This is a genomic window from Kitasatospora sp. NPDC048239, assembly GCF_043202015.1.
Taxonomy (GTDB): domain Bacteria; phylum Actinomycetota; class Actinomycetes; order Streptomycetales; family Streptomycetaceae; genus Kitasatospora.
On record NZ_JBICZP010000002.1, the window covers coordinates 513,778 to 531,360 of the forward strand.

General features: G+C 73.0%; 11 protein-coding genes. 6 read left to right on the forward strand and 5 right to left on the reverse strand.

Going from position 1 to position 17,583, the window contains the following annotated elements:
* Positions 1-27: 27 nt before the first annotated feature.
* From ACGFZP_RS06435 to ACGFZP_RS06450, 4 genes are all read right to left on the reverse strand, one after another.
* Positions 28-2,031 carry a serine/threonine-protein kinase gene (locus tag ACGFZP_RS06435; RefSeq protein WP_392929181.1) on the reverse strand — a complete coding sequence of 668 codons (2,004 nt, stop codon included), beginning with the start codon at positions 2,029-2,031 and terminating at the stop codon, positions 28-30.
* Between the two features lie 243 nt (positions 2,032-2,274).
* Entirely contained in the window at positions 2,275-6,027 is a 3,753-nt protein-coding gene (locus ACGFZP_RS06440) for a multifunctional oxoglutarate decarboxylase/oxoglutarate dehydrogenase thiamine pyrophosphate-binding subunit/dihydrolipoyllysine-residue succinyltransferase subunit (RefSeq protein ID WP_392929184.1), read from the reverse strand.
* A 306-nt stretch (positions 6,028-6,333) separates the two neighbouring features.
* Entirely contained in the window at positions 6,334-7,464 is a 1,131-nt protein-coding gene (locus ACGFZP_RS06445; RefSeq protein WP_392929185.1) for a sensor histidine kinase, read from the reverse strand.
* An 82-nt stretch (positions 7,465-7,546) separates the two neighbouring features.
* The gene (locus ACGFZP_RS06450; RefSeq protein WP_387945096.1) at positions 7,547-8,284 is read right to left on the reverse strand and encodes a response regulator transcription factor; all 738 of its coding nucleotides are present in this window, start codon (positions 8,282-8,284) and stop codon (positions 7,547-7,549) included.
* Positions 8,285-8,836: 552 nt separating this feature from the next.
* Between ACGFZP_RS06450 and ACGFZP_RS06455 the strand changes: the two genes are divergently transcribed.
* The 4 genes from ACGFZP_RS06455 to ACGFZP_RS06470 all read left to right on the forward strand — a co-directional run bounded on the left by ACGFZP_RS06455 (position 8,837) and on the right by ACGFZP_RS06470 (position 14,274).
* The gene (locus tag ACGFZP_RS06455; RefSeq protein ID WP_392929189.1) at positions 8,837-9,655 is read left to right on the forward strand and encodes a rhomboid-like protein; all 819 of its coding nucleotides are present in this window, start codon (positions 8,837-8,839) and stop codon (positions 9,653-9,655) included.
* A 160-nt stretch (positions 9,656-9,815) separates the two neighbouring features.
* On the forward strand, positions 9,816-12,221 hold the full coding sequence (gene lon / locus ACGFZP_RS06460) for an endopeptidase La (protein WP_392929192.1): 2,406 nt from the start codon (positions 9,816-9,818) through the stop codon (positions 12,219-12,221).
* A 199-nt stretch (positions 12,222-12,420) separates the two neighbouring features.
* Entirely contained in the window at positions 12,421-12,942 is a 522-nt protein-coding gene (locus ACGFZP_RS06465; RefSeq protein ID WP_392929193.1) for a GtrA family protein, read from the forward strand.
* Positions 12,943-13,059: 117 nt separating this feature from the next.
* Positions 13,060-14,274 carry an ROK family protein gene (locus tag ACGFZP_RS06470; protein ID WP_392929195.1) on the forward strand — a complete coding sequence of 405 codons (1,215 nt, stop codon included), beginning with the start codon at positions 13,060-13,062 and terminating at the stop codon, positions 14,272-14,274.
* A gap of 25 nt (positions 14,275-14,299) precedes the next feature.
* Here the strand turns inward: ACGFZP_RS06470 and ACGFZP_RS06475 are convergent, their stop codons facing one another.
* Positions 14,300-15,331, reverse strand: a complete 1,032-nt coding sequence (locus ACGFZP_RS06475; protein ID WP_392929197.1) for a DUF3533 domain-containing protein — start codon at positions 15,329-15,331, stop codon at positions 14,300-14,302.
* Between the two features lie 112 nt (positions 15,332-15,443).
* Between ACGFZP_RS06475 and ACGFZP_RS06480 the strand changes: the two genes are divergently transcribed.
* Entirely contained in the window at positions 15,444-15,920 is a 477-nt protein-coding gene (locus ACGFZP_RS06480; protein ID WP_392929200.1) for a MarR family winged helix-turn-helix transcriptional regulator, read from the forward strand.
* 115 nt (positions 15,921-16,035) lie between these two features.
* Positions 16,036-17,583, forward strand: a complete 1,548-nt coding sequence (locus ACGFZP_RS06485; RefSeq protein WP_392929201.1) for an MDR family MFS transporter — start codon at positions 16,036-16,038, stop codon at positions 17,581-17,583.

Here is a 17,583-nt window from a genome sequence, read left to right on the forward strand (position 1 = left end):
CGGGACCGTCCCGGCCGGGGCTCCGGCCTAGCTGGCCCGCCAGGTGCTGATGACGATCTTGGCGGTGCCGGTGGTGGAGTCGGCGACCTCCACCGCGCCGACGGCGATGTTGTGGGTGACCCGGTCGCGGATGCAGAGCAGCCGGCCCGGGGCGACCCGGTTGAAGGACAGGTCGGTGTCGGGACGGGAGTCGATCGCGATGGCGCACTGCTCGGGGGTCACGGTGGCCTCGGTGATCACGGCGAAGTCCGACTTCTCGTCGCCGAAGCTGGTGAAGGCGTTGGCCTTGTTGCTGCTGCCGGTGGCCGTCACCCCCAGCCCCCACTTGAGGTCGTTGCCGCGCGGCACGACCGTGCCCGCCACCAGGTCGATCCGGTAGGCCTCCGAGGAGTAGTCGGCGCCCGGGATGGACAGCGGCTTCTTGTCCAGCAGCGGGGAGTAGCCGGTCGGCCGGGCCGGCGCCGTGACGCCGTTGCTCGCGGACTTGGTCGGCGAGGGCGTGGTGGTGAACGGGTCGCTGCCGGAGCTCGGGGACGCGCTGGGCGAGGCCGAGGCGGCCGGCGGAGTGGTCGCGGCGGGCGCCGGATTGGGGGTGGAGGCGGCACCCGACGCGGGGGCGGCCGAGGAGGCCTTGTCCTTGTCCTTGTCCTTGCCCAGCTTGTCCATCAGCACGACGCCGCCCGCCGTGCCGCCGACCGCCATGACCAGCGCGACGGTCAGCAGCACCTTCCAGGAGACGCCCTTGCGCCTGGGCTCCGGCGCGGGGGCCGGGAGGTCGGAGACCACCGGGCCCGGCGGCGGGGTGTCGTAGGAGGGCGGGTCCTGGCGCAGCTGCATGGTCGGCGGGGAGGACAGCAGCGGGCCGGTCGGGGCCTCGGTGCCGGGCTGCGGCGGGCCGTAGGCGCCGAGCGGCGGCGGGGTGAAGCCGGGCGGCGGGGTCGCCGGCGGCTGCTGCGGGGTGCTGTACGAGATGGCGGTGGCGGGGTGGGTCGGCTGGCCGACCGGCTGCGGGGGAGCGGTGGGCGGCCCGGCCGGGGCCTGCGGCACCGTCGGCGCACTGGTCGGGGAGGCCGGCAGCGGGGTCGGCGGGGTCTTGGGGAGGTCCGAGCGGCGGGTGATCTCGGTGTTGACCTGCCGGGGCAGCCAGTCGTCGCCGAACCGCAGCTGCCCGCCGACCGACGGGTGGTTGCGGGCGATCTCGATGATCTCGGCGGGCGTGGGCCGGTCCTCGGGGGACTTCGCCAGGCAGCGCAGGACCAGCTCGCGCAGGTCGCCGGGGACGGCGCTCAGGTCGGGCTGCTCGTGCACCACCCGGTAGAGCACCGCGGTGTCCGGGCCGTCGCCGAACGGCGCGGTGCCGCCCGCCACGTACGCGGCCAGCGCGCCGAGCGCGAAGACGTCGGTGGCCGGGGTGACCCGGTGGCCCTGGGCCTGCTCCGGCGACATGAACGCGGGCGAGCCGATCCGGTAGCCGGTGCCGGTCAGCGCGGTGGCGTCGGCGGCCCGGGCGATGCCGAAGTCGATGACGCGGGGGCCGTCGCCGGCCACCAGCACGTTGGCCGGCTTGAGGTCGCGGTGGACCACCTCGACGCTGTGGATGGCCTGCAGCGCCTCGGCGACGCCGCCCAGCAGCAGCAGGACGGTGCGGACCGGCAGCGCGCCGTTCTCCCGTACCACCTGCTGCAGGGACGGGCCCGGCACGTACGCGGTGACCAGCCAGGGGGCGTCCGCGTCCAGGCCGGAGTCGATCACCTGGGCGGTGTACAGCCCGTGGATGCGCTGGGCGTTGGTGACCTCCTGGGCGAAGCGGCGGCGGAACTCGCCGTCCTCGGCGAACTCCGGGCGGACCACCTTGAGCGCCACCGGGCGGCCGCCCGGGGTGTAGGACAGGTAGACGCGGCCCATGCCGCCGGCGCCCAGGCGGGCGAACAGCCGGTAGCCGCCGACCTCCCTCGGGTCCTCGGGGAGCAGGGGCTGGAAGATCGGCGGGAGCGGTGAGGCGGCGGAGCCGGGAGGCGTGTCGGCGGTCATGCGGTGATCCCCCTGGGAGAGCGGTGAGGTCGTTCGGCCGGCGCCGGGGCGCTTGGACGGCTGCCCGGACGGCGATCCGGCGAGGGACAACCTATCGAGCCGTCAGGTCGGCCCGCAGTCCGGTGGCCGTTTGGTTGCAGAGCTGGGACCTTGACATGGCGCCACCGCGGCCGGGTGGCGCAACGGCCCCGGCCCCCCGTGCGGTGTGCACGGGGGGCCGGGGCCGTTCGGCCTGAGCGGGGGTCAGAGCGAGAAGATCTCCTCCAGCAGCCCCTGCTGCTCGGCGGCGTGGCGCTTGGCCGAGCCGACCGCGGGGGCCGAGGAGGCCGTGCGGGCGACGCGGCGCAGACGCGAGCCGTTGGCGCTGCGGCCGATGACGACCTGCAGGTGGTCGACCAGGTTCATGGCGATGAACGGCCACGCGCCCTGGTTGGCCGGCTCCTCCTGCGCCCAGACGAACTGGACGTTGTCGCCGTACTTGGCCAGCTCCTCCTGGAGCTCGGCCACCGGCAGCGGGTAGAGCCGCTCGACCCGGACGATCGCGGTGTCGGTGACCCCGCGCTCGGTACGGGCCGCCTCGACGTCGTAGTAGAACTTGCCCGCCGTGATGACCACCTTGCGGACGTTCGCCGGGTCGACGGTGTTGTCACCGATGACCGGGCGGAACGAGCCGGAGGTGAACTCCTCGGTGGCACTCGCCGCGGCCTTCAGACGCAGCATCGACTTCGGGGTGAAGACGATCAGCGGCTTGTGGTGCGGGTTGTGCGCCTGCCAGCGCAGCAGGTGGAAGTAGTTCGACGGCAGGGTCGGCATGGCGACCGTCATGTTGTCCTGCGCGCACATCTGCAGGAAGCGCTCCGGGCGGGCGGACGAGTGGTCCGGGCCCTGGCCCTCGTAGCCGTGCGGCAGCAGCAGGGTGACGCCGGAGTGCTGGCCCCACTTCTGCTCGGCGGAGGCGATGTACTCGTCCACCATGGTCTGCGCGCCGTTGACGAAGTCGCCGAACTGCGCCTCCCACATGACCAGCGCGTTCGGGCGGGTCAGCGAGTAGCCGTACTCGAAGCCCATCGCCGCGTACTCGGACAGCAGGCTGTCGTACACGGTGTAGCGGGCCTGGTCCTCGGTCAGGTACAGCAGCGGGGTGTAGTCCTCGCCGGAGACCCGGTCGATCAGCACCGCGTGGCGCTGGCCGAAGGTGCCGCGGCGGCTGTCCTGGCCGGCCAGTCGGACCGGGTGGCCCTCCATCAGCAGCGAGCCGATGGCGAGGGTCTCGCCCATCGCCCAGTCGATGGTGTTGTCCTCGACCGAGCCGGCGCGGCGCTGCAGCTGCGGCAGCAGGCGCGGGTGGACGGTCAGCCAGTCCGGCAGGTTGACCTGGGAGGCGGCGATCCGCTTGACCATCTCCTGGGAGATGCCGGTCTGGATGTTGACCGGGAAGTCGGCCTGCGGCTTGCCGTTGGCGGCCGGGGCCGGCGTCTGGGCGGCGTCGCGGACCTCGGCGAAGACCTTCTCCAGCTGGCCCTGGAAGTCCTGGAGCGCCTGCTCCGCCTCTTCCATGGTGATGTCGCCGCGACCGATCAGGCCCTCGGTGTACAGCTTGCGCACCGAGCGCTTCTTGTCGATCAGGTCGTACATCAGCGGCTGGGTGAACGACGGGTTGTCGGCCTCGTTGTGACCGCGGCGGCGGTAGCAGATGAGGTCGATCACGACGTCCTTGTGGAACGCCTGGCGGAACTCGAAGGCGAGCCGCGCGACGCGGACCACGGCCTCCGGGTCGTCGCCGTTCACGTGGAAGATCGGGGCCTCGATCATCCGGGCCACGTCGGTGCAGTACATCGACGAGCGGCTGCTCGCGGGTGCGGCGGTGAAGCCGACCTGGTTGTTCACCACGACGTGCACGGTGCCGCCGGTGCGGTAGCCCCGCAGCTGCGACATGTTCAGGGTCTCCGCGACGACGCCCTGGCCGGCGAAGGCCGCGTCGCCGTGGATCTGGATCGGCAGCACCGGGAAGGTGGTGCCGCCCTGGTCCAGGATGTCCTGCTTGGCGCGGGCGATGCCCTCGACGACCGGGTCCACGGCCTCCAGGTGGGAGGGGTTCGCGGCGAGCGAGACCTTGATGGTCTCGCCGTCCAGGCCGGTGAAGGTGCCCTCGGAGCCGAGGTGGTACTTCACGTCGCCGGAGCCGTGCATCGACTTCGGGTCGAGGTTGCCCTCGAACTCGCCGAAGATCTTGCCGTACGGCTTGCCGACGATGTTGGCCAGCACGTTGAGGCGGCCGCGGTGGGCCATGCCGATGACGGCCTCGTCCAGGCGGTGCTCGGCCGCCGAGTCGATGGTCGCGTCCAGCAGCGGGATGAGCGACTCGCCGCCCTCCAGCGAGAAGCGCTTCTGCCCGACGTACTTGGTCTGCAGGAACGTCTCGAAGGCCTCGGCCGAGTTCAGCCGGCGCAGGATGCGCAGCTGCTCCTCGCGCTCCGGCTTGGTGTACGGCTTCTCCAGGCGCTCCTGCAGCCACTTGCGCTGCTTCGGGTCCTGGATGTGCATGTACTCGATGCCGACGGTGCGGCAGTACGTGTTGCGCAGCAGGCCGAGGATGTCGCGCAGCTTCATCATCCGCTGGCCGCCGAAGCCGCCGACCGCGAACTCGCGCTCCAGGTCCCACAGGGTGAGGCCGTGGGTGGTGACGTCCAGGTCGGGGTGCTTGCGCTGCTTGTACTCCAGCGGGTCGGTGTCGGCCATGAGGTGGCCGCGGACCCGGTAGGAGTGGATCAGCTCGATGACGCGGGCGGTCTTGTTGACCTCGTCGTCGTGCGTGGTGGCGACGTCGGTGGCCCAGCGGACCGGCTCGTACGGGATCCGCAGCGACTCGAAGATCTCGTCGTAGAAGCCGTTCTCGCCGAGCAGCAGCCGGTGGATCTCGCGCAGGAACTCGCCCGACGCCGCGCCCTGGATGACGCGGTGGTCGTAGGTCGAGGTCAGCGTCATGATCTTGGAGACGCCGAGCCGGGACAGCGTCTCCGGGGCGGAGCCCTGGAACTCGGCCGGGTACTCCATGGCGCCGACGCCGACGATGGTGCCCTGGTTCTGCATCAGGCGCGGCACGGAGTGCACGGTGCCGATGCCGCCGGGGTTGGTCAGCGAGACCGTGACGCCGGTGAAGTCGTCCATGGTCAGCTTGTTGGCGCGGGCCCGGCGGACGATGTCCTCGTAGGCCTGCCAGAAGCCGAAGAAGTCGAGGGTCTCGGCCTTCTTGATCGCCGCGACCACGAGCTGGCGGTCGCCGTTGGGCTTCACCAGGTCGATGGCCAGGCCCAGGTTCACGTGCTCGGGCTTGACCAGGTACGACTTGCCGTCCTTCACCTGGTAGCTGTGGTTCATGCCCGGCGAGGCCTTGATGGCCTGGACCAGGGCGTAGCCGATCAGGTGGGTGAAGGAGACCTTGCCGCCGCGGGCGCGCTGCAGGTGGTTGTTGATGACGATGCGGTTGTCGATCAACAGCTTGGCCGGCACGGCGCGCACGGAGGTCGCCGTCGGCACCTCCAGCGAGGCGTCCATGTTGGTCGCCACCGCCTTCGACGGGCCGCGGAGCTGGACCAGCTCGGGGCCGGTCTCGGCGGGCGCGGCCGGCGCTGCTGCGGCGGCGGCCTTGGGGGCCGGGGGCGCGGCAGGGGCTGCGGCGAGGGGCGCGGGCGCCGGGGCCGCAGGGGCCGGCGCGGGCGCGGCCGGTGCGGCGGGGGCGGGCGCGGCCGGAGCAGCAGCGGCGGGCGCGGGGGCGGCAACGGGGGTCGGCGTGGGGCCGACCTGGGTCGCGGCCTGGGTCACTGGGGTCACCTCGGTACCGGGCTTGTAGTCGGCGAAAAAGTCCCACCAGGCTCGGTCGACCGAGTTCGGGTCCTGGAGGTACTGCTGGTAGATCTCGTCGACGAGCCACTCATTGGGGCCGAAGCCCGTGGAGCTTGCCGAGCTGTTGGGGGTTTCTTGGGACTGTGGCGACACGGCGGCAACCGCCCTCTTCCGCTTCCTTTTGGGATGTTTGGACAGCGGGGATTAAGGCTACGCCCCTGACCAGTGATCGCGCAGTCCCCAGGGCTCAGGCGTCGCCCAGATCACAGTCCTGACCTGCAGTTTGGCTGAAAATGTGCGTTAGAAAGCCGCATGGGAAGGGAACCGATCACCGCTGATCGACCCCCATATCCGGATGAATCCGGACATAGCGATCACCCAAGATCCGTATACCACTGTGTCGCTTCTGTGACATGCGGGCGAACGCCGACCGACCCGGGCCCGGCGCCCGCCCGCGGCTCACCGCTGCCCGGGCAGCCGCACCTCGATCCGGCAGCCGCGCGGGGCCTCGGCCACCTCGATCCGTCCGCCGTGCAGGTCCACCGCCCAGCGGGCGATGGCCAGCCCCAGGCCGGTGCCGCCGTCGGAGCCGGGCCCCTGGGCGGTGGCGGTGCCGCTGCGGCTGAACCGTTCGAAGACCCGTCCGCGGTCCGCGAGCGGGATGCCCGGGCCCTCGTCCTCGACCTCCAGCAGCAGGTCGCCGGGCCCGTCGCCGGGCCGCGCGCGGACCGTCACGGTGCCGCCGGGCGGGGAGTGCTTGCAGGCGTTGTCGACCAGGTTGGCGACCACCTGGTGCAGCCGCTCCGGGTCCGCCACGCCGGTCAGGCCGGTCGGGCTGACCTCCAGTGCCAGCCGGACGTCGCCGCGCCGGGAGAACGCCCCGCCGGCCGTCGCGCCGTCCACGGTGACCCCGCGCAGCACGCCGTCCAGGAACTCGCGCACCTCGAAGGGGCGCGCGTCCAGGGCGACCACGCCGTCGTGGATCTTGGACAGGTCGAGCAGGTGGGTGACCAGGCGGCCGAGCCGCTCGGTCTGCTCCAGGGCGGCACCCAGGGTCGCCGGGTTCGGCTGGACCACGCCGTCGACGACGTTCTCCAGCACGGCGCGCAGCGCGGCGATGGGCGTGCGCAGCTCGTGCGAGACGTTGGCGACCAGCTCGCGGCGGTGGCGGTCGGCGGCTTCGAGGTCGGACGCCATCTGGTTGAAGGTGGCCGCCAGTTCGCCGATCTCGTCGCGCGAGCTCACCTCGACCCGGCGGCTGTAGTCGCCGGAGGCCATCGCGCGGGCGGCGGCGGTCATGTCGCGCAGCGGGGCGGTCAGCCCGTGCGCGAGGAACTGCATGAAGAGCAGTGAGGCGATCATGGAGAAGACCATGATGATCCGGATCTGGGTCTCCGAGCGGATCGCGACGACCACCATGCCCGTGGCCAGGAAGACCGAGACGATCACCAGAAGGGCGAGTTTGCCCTTGATGGACCGGACCGGGTCGAGCGGCCGGATGTCGGCCCAGACCCGGCGGGCGGCGCGGGTGGCCAGCGTGGGCGGCCGCGCTCCGGCGGCGTCCCCGTTGCGTTGCTGTGGAAAGGTCATGGGTCCCCTGTGGGTCCCCCGCGGTGGTCCGAGCGGCGGTTCGGGACACGGGCCCCCCGGAGGCCCGGTGCCCGAGGCGCCGCTAGGAGAGCGGGGCCTCCAGTGCGTAGCCGACGCCGTGCACGGTGCGGATCCAGCTGGCGCCGATCTTCCGGCGCAGCGCCTTGACGTGGCTGTCGACGGTGCGGGTGCCGGACGCGTCCGTCCAGTCCCAGACCTCGGCCAGCAGCTGCTCGCGGGTGAGTACCGCGCGCGGCTGGGCGGCCAGGCAGGCGAGCAGGTCGAACTCGGTCGGCGTCAGGTGGACGTCGCCCGAGGCCAGCCGGACCCGGCGCTGCACGTGGTCGATCTCCAGTTCGCCGAAGCGCAGGCTGCCGAGTGCGGGCGTCCTGGCCGCCTGCTGGGCGCGCTCGACGCGGCGCAGCAGGACGTTGACCCGGGCCGCCAGCTCGCGCATGGAGAAGGGTTTGGTCATGTAGTCGTCGGCTCCGACGCCGAGGCCGACCAGCAGGTCCGTCTCGTCGTCGCGCGCGGTCAGCATCAGTACCGGCACCGGGCGCTGGGCCTGGATCCGGCGGCACACCTCAAGGCCGTCGAAGCCGGGCAGCATGATGTCGAGGACCACCAGGTCCGGCTGCCAGGTGTGGAAGCCGTCGACGGCGCCAGGGCCGTCGTGGGCCACGGCGACCTTGAAGCCCTCCGCGCCCAGTCGGGCCGCGATCGACTCGGCGATCGTCGGCTCGTCCTCCACCACCAGCACTCTGCGCTGGCTGCTCACCGTGCCGCCGCTGTTGTTGTTGTCCTGCTGAATATCTGTCACGGTCACGCCACCGCCCCCAGGGCTGCGGGCCGGCCACCTGTGGGGATGGCGGGGCTCCGCTCGTAGTCTTGTTCCGTCGTGGACTGTGCCGGGTCCGCCGTCCCGCTCCGTCGTGTGTGCGGATCAGGGGGACGGGTGTGGACCGCCCACCCCTCCCGCACACTTCGCAGCGTACGGACAACGGGTGCTTCCCGGCAGGTGGACCGGACATTTCCGGCCCGTGGGCCGGCTGTCCGGCCGCCCTCGGACCCACTCGCAAGTGGGCACGGGGCGATACCTTACCCGGCGATTTTTCACTCCGTAACGGTACGTATGCAGTTGATTTGGTGCCGAGCCGCCGGTCAGGGCCACTACTCGTGCGTAAACGGAGTGCAGGTCCGTACCAATGCCGAGCCCGTGTCGGACACCGTTTTCACGGGGTATTCCCAGCTGGCTCCCAGGACCGGGACGTACCGTGGTCACGACAAGTCGCGGGGGTGGGATTTTCGGCGCGCGCCGGTACGTTGGGCATCGGACGGGTCCGGTGGCTGCGGGGTCTGGAGCGGAGACGGCATGGCGGAGCTGCGCAAGGATGCGGTGCGGGCCGGATCGCGCCCCGGGCCGCAGGTCGGGCCCTCCGCGGGGCCGCCGTACGGCATGCTGCGCCTCGGTCTGCGGGCCGGCGTCGCCGACTGGATCCTGGCCCGGGTGCCGACGCCCCGGCGCAACCCCTTCGCGCTCGGCTACCTCGCGGTGGTCGGAGCCACCACCACCTTCGCCAAGCTCGCGGACCCGGACCTGGTGCTGCGCCTCCAGGAGGCGTCCAGCTCGGACGGGCACAACCTGTTGCACCACCCCGTGCGTGCGCTGCTGTTCAGCGGCTTCTGGGTCGCCGGTCCGGTCTGGATGCCCTACCTGTGGGCCTTCGCCTTCACCATCGCCCCGCTGGAGCGCCGCGTCGGGGCGGCCCGGGCGGCCGCGGTGTTCGCGATCGGGCACGTCACGGCCACCGTGCTGTCCCAGGCGGTGGTGCTGGCCGCGGTCGCGACCGGGCGGATGGAGTCCGCGGCACTGGACTACCTGGACATCGGCGTCAGCTACGGCGTGCTGGCGAGCCTGGGTGCGCTGGCCGGGCTGCTCCCGCCCGGCGGCAGGCTGCTGGCGCTCGGCGGGGCCGGGGCGCTGATCGCCGACCAGATCCTCACCGACCGGGACCTCGTGACCGGGGTCGGCCACCCGGTGGCGCTGCTGGCCGGGGTGGCGCTCTGGCGCTGGCTGCGCCGCGGCCCCGGCCGGCGGCTGCCGCTGCGGCGCTCCCGGGTGGCGTCCGGCGCCCAGTCGGCGGCCTCGCGGGCCCCGGGCTCCGGCGCGGCGGTCCTCGACCGCGCGTAGCCCCTCTCCTTCGGGCCGCGCCGGGTGGTCGACGCCGGGTGTTTTGACAGGCCCCCGCGACCCCTTCCCTGTTCGCTCACGGCGAACGAATCCCCGGGAACATCCGGCGCCCGCCAAACCTTAGTCAGGTCAGCTCAACTTCGCTGACTGGGGAGAGATCATGGCATCGACGTCCACACCGCTCACCCTGCCCGTGCTGCCGCTCGACGACGAGGTCGTGCTCCCGGGCATGGTCGTCCCGTTGGACCTCAAGGACACCGAGGTGCGCGCCGCCGTCGAGGCCGCCCGCGCGGCGGTGGGTGCCGGGCGGCCCGAGGTACTGCTCGTCCCGCGGGTGGACGGCTCGTACGCGGCCGTCGGCACGCTCGCCACCGTCGAGCAGGTCGGCCGGCTGGCCGACGGCCCCAACGGTGTCGGCCAGCCGGCCGCGCTGGTCCGCGCCGTGCGCCGGGTCCGGATCGGCGCCGGCACCACCGGGCCCGGCGCCGCGCTCTGGGTGGAGACCACGCCGTTCCGCGAGTCCGCCGTCGCCACCCCGCTGACCGGCCGCTCCGCCGAGCTGGTCAGGGAGTACAAGGCGCTCTCCACCCAGTGGCTGCGCAAGCGCGGCGCCTGGCAGATCGTCGACCGGGTGGCCCAGATCGAGGGCGTCGGCGAGCTGGCCGACAACATCGGCTACGCGTCCTTCGCCACCGCCGAGCAGAAGCTCAAGGTGCTGCTGGAGGCGGACCAGACGGCCCGCCTGGAGTACGCGCTGACGCTGCTGCGCGACCACCTCGCCGAGGAGGAGGTCAACGACACCATCCGCAAGGACGTCGAGGAGGGCGTCGCCAAGCAGCAGAAGGAGTTCCTGCTCCGCCGCCAGCTGGAGGCCGTCCGCAAGGAGCTGGCCGAGCTGAACGGCGACCCGGCCGACGAGGAGGGCGACTACCGCGCCCGGGTCGAGGCCGCGGACCTGCCCGAGAAGGTCCGCGAGGCCGCCCTCAAGGAGGTCGACAAGCTGGAGCGCGCCTCCGACCAGTCGCCCGAGGGCTCCTGGATCCGCACCTGGCTGGACACCGTCCTGGAGCTCCCCTGGAGCGAGCGCACCGAGGACGCCTACGACATCGCCGGCGCCCGCGCGGTGCTGGACGCGGACCACGCCGGTCTCGCCGACGTCAAGGACCGGATCGTCGAGTACCTGGCGGTGCGCAAGCGCCGGGCCGACCAGGGGCTCGGCCTGGTCGGCGGCCGGCGCGGCGGCGCGGTGCTGGCGCTGGTCGGCCCGCCCGGCGTCGGCAAGACCTCGCTCGGCGAGTCGGTGGCCCGCGCCATGGGGCGCAAGTTCGTCCGGGTCGCGCTCGGCGGCGTCCGGGACGAGGCGGAGATCCGCGGCCACCGGCGCACCTACGTCGGCGCGCTGCCCGGCCGCCTGGTGCGGGCCGTCAAGGAGGCCGGCTCGATGAACCCGGTCGTCCTGCTGGACGAGATCGACAAGGTCGGCTCCGACTACCGGGGCGACCCGGCGGCCGCACTGCTGGAGGTGCTGGACCCGGCACAGAACCACACCTTCCGCGACCACTACCTGGAGGTCGAGCTGGACCTCTCCGACGTGGTCTTCCTCGCCACCGCCAATGTGCTGGAGGCCATCCCCGAGCCGCTGCTCGACCGGATGGAGCTGGTCCGGCTCGACGGCTACACCGAGGACGAGAAGGTCGTCATCGCCCGGGACCACCTGCTCCCGCGCCAGCTGGAGAAGGCGGGCCTGCGCAGCGAGGAGGTCGCGGTCGACGAGGCGGCGCTGCGCCGGCTGGCCGGCGAGTACACCCGCGAGGCGGGCGTCCGCAACCTCGAACGCTCGATCGCCCGGGTGCTGCGCAAGGTCGCCGCGCAGAGCGAGCTGGGCGAGCGGAAGCTGCCCGCCGCGATCGGCGCCGACGAGCTGCGGGCCCTGATCGGCCGGCCGCACCACGTCCCCGAGGCCGCCCAGGAGCCGGCCGAGCGGCGCACCGCCGTCCCCGGGGTGGCCACCGGCCTCGCGGTCACCGGCGCCGGCGGCGACGTCCTCTACATCGAGGCCTCGCTCGCCGACGCCGAGACCGGCGGCACCGGGCTCACCCTGACCGGACAGCTGGGGGACGTCATGAAGGAGTCCGCGCACATCGCGCTCTCCTTCCTGCGCTCGCGCGGCGCCGAGCTGGAGCTGCCGGTCACCTCGCTGCGGGACCGCGGCGTCCACCTGCACGTCCCCGCCGGGGCGGTGCCCAAGGACGGGCCGAGCGCCGGCATCACCATGACGACCGCGCTGGCCTCGCTGCTCTCCGGGCGCCGGGTGCGCACCGACGTGGCGATGACGGGCGAGGTCTCGCTGACCGGGCGGGTGCTGCCGATCGGCGGGGTGAAGCAGAAGCTGCTCGCCGCCGACCGGGCCGGGGTCAGCACGGTGATCATCCCCAAGCGCAACGAGGCCGACCTGGACGACGTCCCGGCCGAGGTGCTGGAGCGGCTCACCGTCCACCCGGTCGCGGACGTCCGGGAGGTGCTGAAGCTGGCCCTGGAGCCGGCCGAGGTGCTGGTGGCCGTCTGACCGCGGCCCACCGCTCACCGGGCGGCCCGGCGGGGGAGGCACCCCGCCGGGCCGCCGGCCGCCGTCCGGGGCCGGACCGCCTCGGTGTCCGACCCCTCTTACTGTGCGTACTGCGGTGTGCAGGCCGACCCGGGCGGGACGGGGCCGGGCGCTCCGCGCCGGACGGGAGGGTCGGGGGGCCTCGTGCGAGACTGCGAGGATGCCGTCCCCCACTCAGCGAGCCCTGGCCAGAGTGCCGGCCGGGCTGCGCCCGTTCCTGGTCAGGCACCGCAGGCTGGTGAAGTTCCTGCTGGTCGGGGGTACCTGCTTCGCGCTGACCACGGTGATCAACTTCTCGCTGAAGTTCACCGTGCTGCAGCACAAGCCGGTGGTGGCGCTCACCATCGCGACGGTGGTCGCCACCGCCGTCTCCTATGTGCTGAACCGCCAGTGGTCCTTCCGGGCGAACGGGCGCCAGCGGGAGGTGCTGCTGTTCCTGCTGGTCAGCGTGGTGGCGATCGGGGTCAACGACATCCCGCTGATCCTCTCGCGCTACGTCCTGGACCTGCGCGAGCCCCAGGTGGGCGCGTTCACCCAGGAGGTCGCCGACTTCCTCAGCGGGATGGTCGTCGGCACCTTCATCGCGATGCTGTTCCGCTACTGGGCGATGCAGCGCTGGGTCTTCACCCGGTGCCCCGACCCGGCCGCCACCCGGATGGAGCAGCCGGCCCAGGCCCGCTAGGTCCCGTGCCCGAAGGCGGGCCCCAGGGCCGGCCGCGCAGCCGGGAGCGGTCGGCGGAACGCGGTTAGGCTGCAAGCATCCGGGCCCATCGGGACGTGCGGGAGCGGGGTGAAGGCGATGCGCGAGACGGAACGGCCCCCGGCCGGGCCCGCCAGCCAGCAGGGCATGCGCCGGTCCAACCTGGCCCTGGTCCTCGGGGTGATCGCGCGCTCCCCGCGCTCCCGGGCCGAGGTGGCCGCGGAGACCGGGCTCACCAGGGCGGCCGTCTCCTCGCTCGCCGAGCAGCTGATCGGCGCCGGCCTGGTGGTCGAGGAGGGCCCGGCCGCGCCCAGCGGCAAGGTCGGCCGGCCCGGCACCGCGCTGGGCCTCGACCCGCAGGGGCCGGGCGGCCTCGGCGCCGAGATCGGGGTCGAGCACCTGGGCGCCTGCGTGGTCGACCTGCGCGGCGAGGTCCGGGCCTGGCGCCGGCAGGAGATCCGAAACCGGGACCGCCGGCCGGCCGCCGTGATGGCCGACCTGGCCGAGCTGCTGCGGCGGGCCGCCGTCGACGCCGGCCTGCGCCCGGCCGGGCTGACGCTGGCCGTGCCCGGGCTGGTCGGGACGGGTGGCGGGGTGCTCCAGCGGGCCGCCAACCTGGGCTGGCTGGACGTGTCGATCGCCGCCGAGCTGCGGCTCGCACTGCGGGCGGCCGGCGCGGAGCAGCTGGCCGAGCTGCCGATGGACGCCGACAACGAGGCCAATCTGGGCGGGCTCGCCGAGCTCTGGCTGGGCGGCGCACCGGACGACTTCCTGCACGTCTCCGCCGAGGCCGGGGTCGGCTCGGCGATCGTGGTCGACGGCCGGCTGCTGCGCGGGGCGCGCGGCTACGCGGGCGAACTGGGGCACGTGCCGATCCGCCCGGACGGGCCGCTCTGCGCCTGCGGGGCGTACGGCTGCCTGGAGCAGTACGCGGGGGAGACGGCGGTGATGCGGGCGGCCGGCCTTGAGGGCGTCCGGGGCGACTGGGTGGCGCTGCTCGCCGAGCGGGCCGAGGCCGGGGACGAGGAGGTGCGGGCGGCGCTGGCCGGGGCCGGCTCCGCGCTGGGCACCGCCTCGGCCGGGGCGGTCAACCTGCTCGACCCGGCCGAGGTGGTACTGGGCGGCGGCTACGCCCAGCTGGCGCCCTGGCTGCTGCCCGCGATGCGGGCCGAGCTGGCGGCCCGGGTGACCGTCCGCCCCTGGTCGGAGGACCGGCTGACGGTCTCCCGGCTGGGCCGCCGCGGACCGCTGCTGGGTGCGGCGGTCGGGGTGGTGCGGGCGATCGTCGCCGACCCGGGCCGCCTGGAGGCCTGAGGCCCGAAGAGGCCTGCGGCCCCGGCTACGGGTGGACCAGCTCCCGGCCGTAGCGCGGCTTGCGGAGCACGGCGACGAAGGTCACCGCGACCCCGAGCGCCGCCCAGACGGCGAGCACCAGCAGCGGCATGGTGAGGTTGGCCGCGTTGAAGTAGGCGATCGAGCGGGCCGCGTCGGTGCCCGCGCCGTTGGGGATCCAGGCGCCGATGGCCCGCCAGAACGGCGGCATCATCGGCGGCGGGAAGACCCCGCCCGCGCTGGGGTTGCCGAGCACCACGAAGAGCAGCACCGCGATCCCGATGCCGACGATGTCGAACAGGCACTCCAGCGCCATGGTGACGGCGCCGACCGCGAAGACCACCAGGGCGCCCAGAGCGGCCAGCCCCCAGATCGAGCCGGGCAGGGCGTTCAGCACCGACCCGACGATGACCGCGCCGCCGATGCCCGCCGCGACCGAGTACAGCGCCAGGCTGCCGAGCCGGATCAGCGCCCGGTTGGGGTTGGCGGGCAGCGCACCGGCGCTGATGCCGAGGATCGAGGCGACCAGGTAGCCCCCGACGCACCAGCCGATCACCAGGTAGAAGGAGGAGAGCCCGTTGGTGTCGCCCTTGGCCAGCGGCACCACGTCCTGGACCTTGACCGTCCGGCCCTGGGACTTGTCCAGGGCGGTGACGATGGTCTCGGCGGCCCGGGCGGCGGCCGGTCCGCGGGCGTTGGCGACCAGCAGGGTGTCCTCGGTGCCGGCCGGGTCCACCACCAGCGCGGCGTAGATCTTCTCGTCCTTGATCCGCTCGGTGGCGGTCGCGGCGTCGGGCGCGGTGACGGCCCGCACGGCGTCGTCGGGCACCGCCTCCAGTGCCTCGACCAGCTTGGGGGAGACCTGGGGCGGCGCGACCACCGCGATCGACAGCTCGTGCGGGCTGGGGTCGTGCAGGGCGCCGACGTACGAGGTGATGAACCCGAGCTGGAGCAGCAGCACGGCGATCACCAGCAGTGCCGTGCGGGGGGTGACCGCATCCTTCAGTTCGGCGACGAGTCCCTGCCGTGGGGCGGTCATCGACATCTCCTAACGTATGAGTGAAAAACGGATACTTCATATCATCAAGTAGTTGGTCGATCGGGGATCCCGCGCCGCGTTCCGGCCGGGACCGCTGCGGGATACTGGCGCGGTGAGTGCGGCAAGTGCGGCCGGTGCGCCCGGCGACGAGGAACCCCTGATGGCGGTTGAGCGCGAGGTCGCGCTGCTGTTCCGGCGCGGCCGGGCCCGGGTGGCGGAGATGTCCCGGCGGGTGCACCCCCGGCTGGAGGGCATGGCGTACAGCCTGCTCGCGTACATCGAGCAGGCCGGACCGGTGCGGGTGACGGACGTCGGCGTGCACTTCGCGGTGGGCAAGGCCACCGTGAGCCGGCAGATCAGGGCGCTGGAGGAGCTGGGCCTGGTGGCCCGCGAGGCCGACCCGCAGGACCGGCGGGCCGCGCTGGTCTCGCTGACCGCGGACGGCCGGCGGCGGTTCCTGGAGGCGCGGGGCGCCCGGATGGCGCGGGTGCGCGAGGTGATGGGCGGCTGGCCCGAGGAGGACGTGGTGCGATTCGCCGAGCTGCTGCACCGCTTCAACGACGTGGTCGGGGAGGGCGTCGGGGCCTGACGGCGCCGGGACTTTGCCGGGGCTTGAAGAAAGTTGCCTTAGTCAACCATCAGGCTTATGGTTGCCTGAGGCAACGGTTTTTCGCGCCCTGCCTCCCGTACCCCGAAGGACCCAGATGACCCTCGCCGCACCCGCCGCGACCGGAGCCGCCCTCGCCGACGACCGACCCATGACGCACCGGCAGGTGATGGAGGCGCTGTCCGGCCTGCTGCTCGGCCTCTTCGTGGCCGTGCTCTCGTCGACCGTGGTCTCCAACGCGCTGCCGCACATCCTCACCGACCTGCACGGCGGGCAGTCCGCCTACACCTGGGTGATCACCGCGACGCTGCTCACCCTCACCGCCTCCACCCCGATCTGGGGCAAGCTCTCCGACCTCGCCAGCAAGAAGCTGCTGCTGCAGATCGCGCTGGTCATCTACATCGGCTCCTCGGCGCTGGCCGGCCTCTCCCAGAACACCGGCGAGCTGATCGCCTGCCGCGCGCTCCAGGGCATCGGCGCCGGCGGTGTCACCGCGCTGGCGCAGATCTGCCTGGCCGCGATGGTCCCGCCGCGCGAGCGCGGGCGCTACAGCGGCTACTTCGGCGCCGTGTTCGCCCTGGCCACCATCGGCGGCCCGCTGATCGGCGGCGTCATCGTGGACACCTCCTGGCTCGGCTGGCGGTGGTGCTTCTACATCGGCATCCCGTTCGCGCTGGCCGCGATCGCGGTGCTCCAGCGGACCCTCAAGCTGCCGGTGGTCAAGCGCAAGGTCAGGATCGACTACCTGGGCGCACTGGTCGTCACCGGCGCGGTCAGCCTGCTGATGATCTGGATCACCCTGGCCGGCAAGAACTACGACTGGGTCTCCTGGCAGACCGGGGCGATGGTCGGCGGCGGCCTGCTGCTGGGCGCGCTCGCCGTGGTGATCGAGAAGCGGGCCGCCGAGCCGATCATCCCGCCGAGCCTGTTCCGCCACCGCACCGTCGTGCTGGCCGCGCTCGCCAGCGTGCTGGTCGGCGTCGGGATGTACGGCGCCACCACCTTCCTCAGCCAGTACTTCCAGCTGGCCAGGGAGAAGTCCCCGACGATCGCCGGCCTGATGACGCTGCCGATGATCCTCGGCCTGGCGGTCTCCTCCACCGTGGCCGGCCGACTGATCACCAAGTACGGCAAGTGGAAGGCGTACCTGGTCGCCGGCACCCTGATGCTGGCGGTCGGCTTCGCCCTGCTGGGCACCGCCCGGGCCGACACGTCGTACGGGCTGCTCTCCGTCTACATGGCGATCACCGGCATCGGCCTCGGCCTGACCATGCAGAACCTCGTCCTCGCGGTGCAGAACACGGTGCCCCGGGGCGAGCTCGGCGCGGCCAGCTCGGTGGTCACCTTCTTCCGAACCATGGGCGGCGCGATGGGCGTCTCCGCGCTCGGCGCCCTGATGAACAACAAGGTCTCCCACTACCTGGCGGAGAACCTGGCGGCCGCGCACATCCCGGCCACGGGCGCCGGCGGCGGCGGCATCCCGGACCTGCACAAGCTGCCCGCCCCGGTCGTCCCGCTGGTGACGGACGCCTTCGGGCACGGCGTGGGCGTGGTCTTCCTGGTGGCGGCGCCGTTCGCGCTGGCGGCCTTCGTGACCGTGCTGTTCATCCGGGAGACCGTGCTGCGCACCACGCAGCAGGACTGA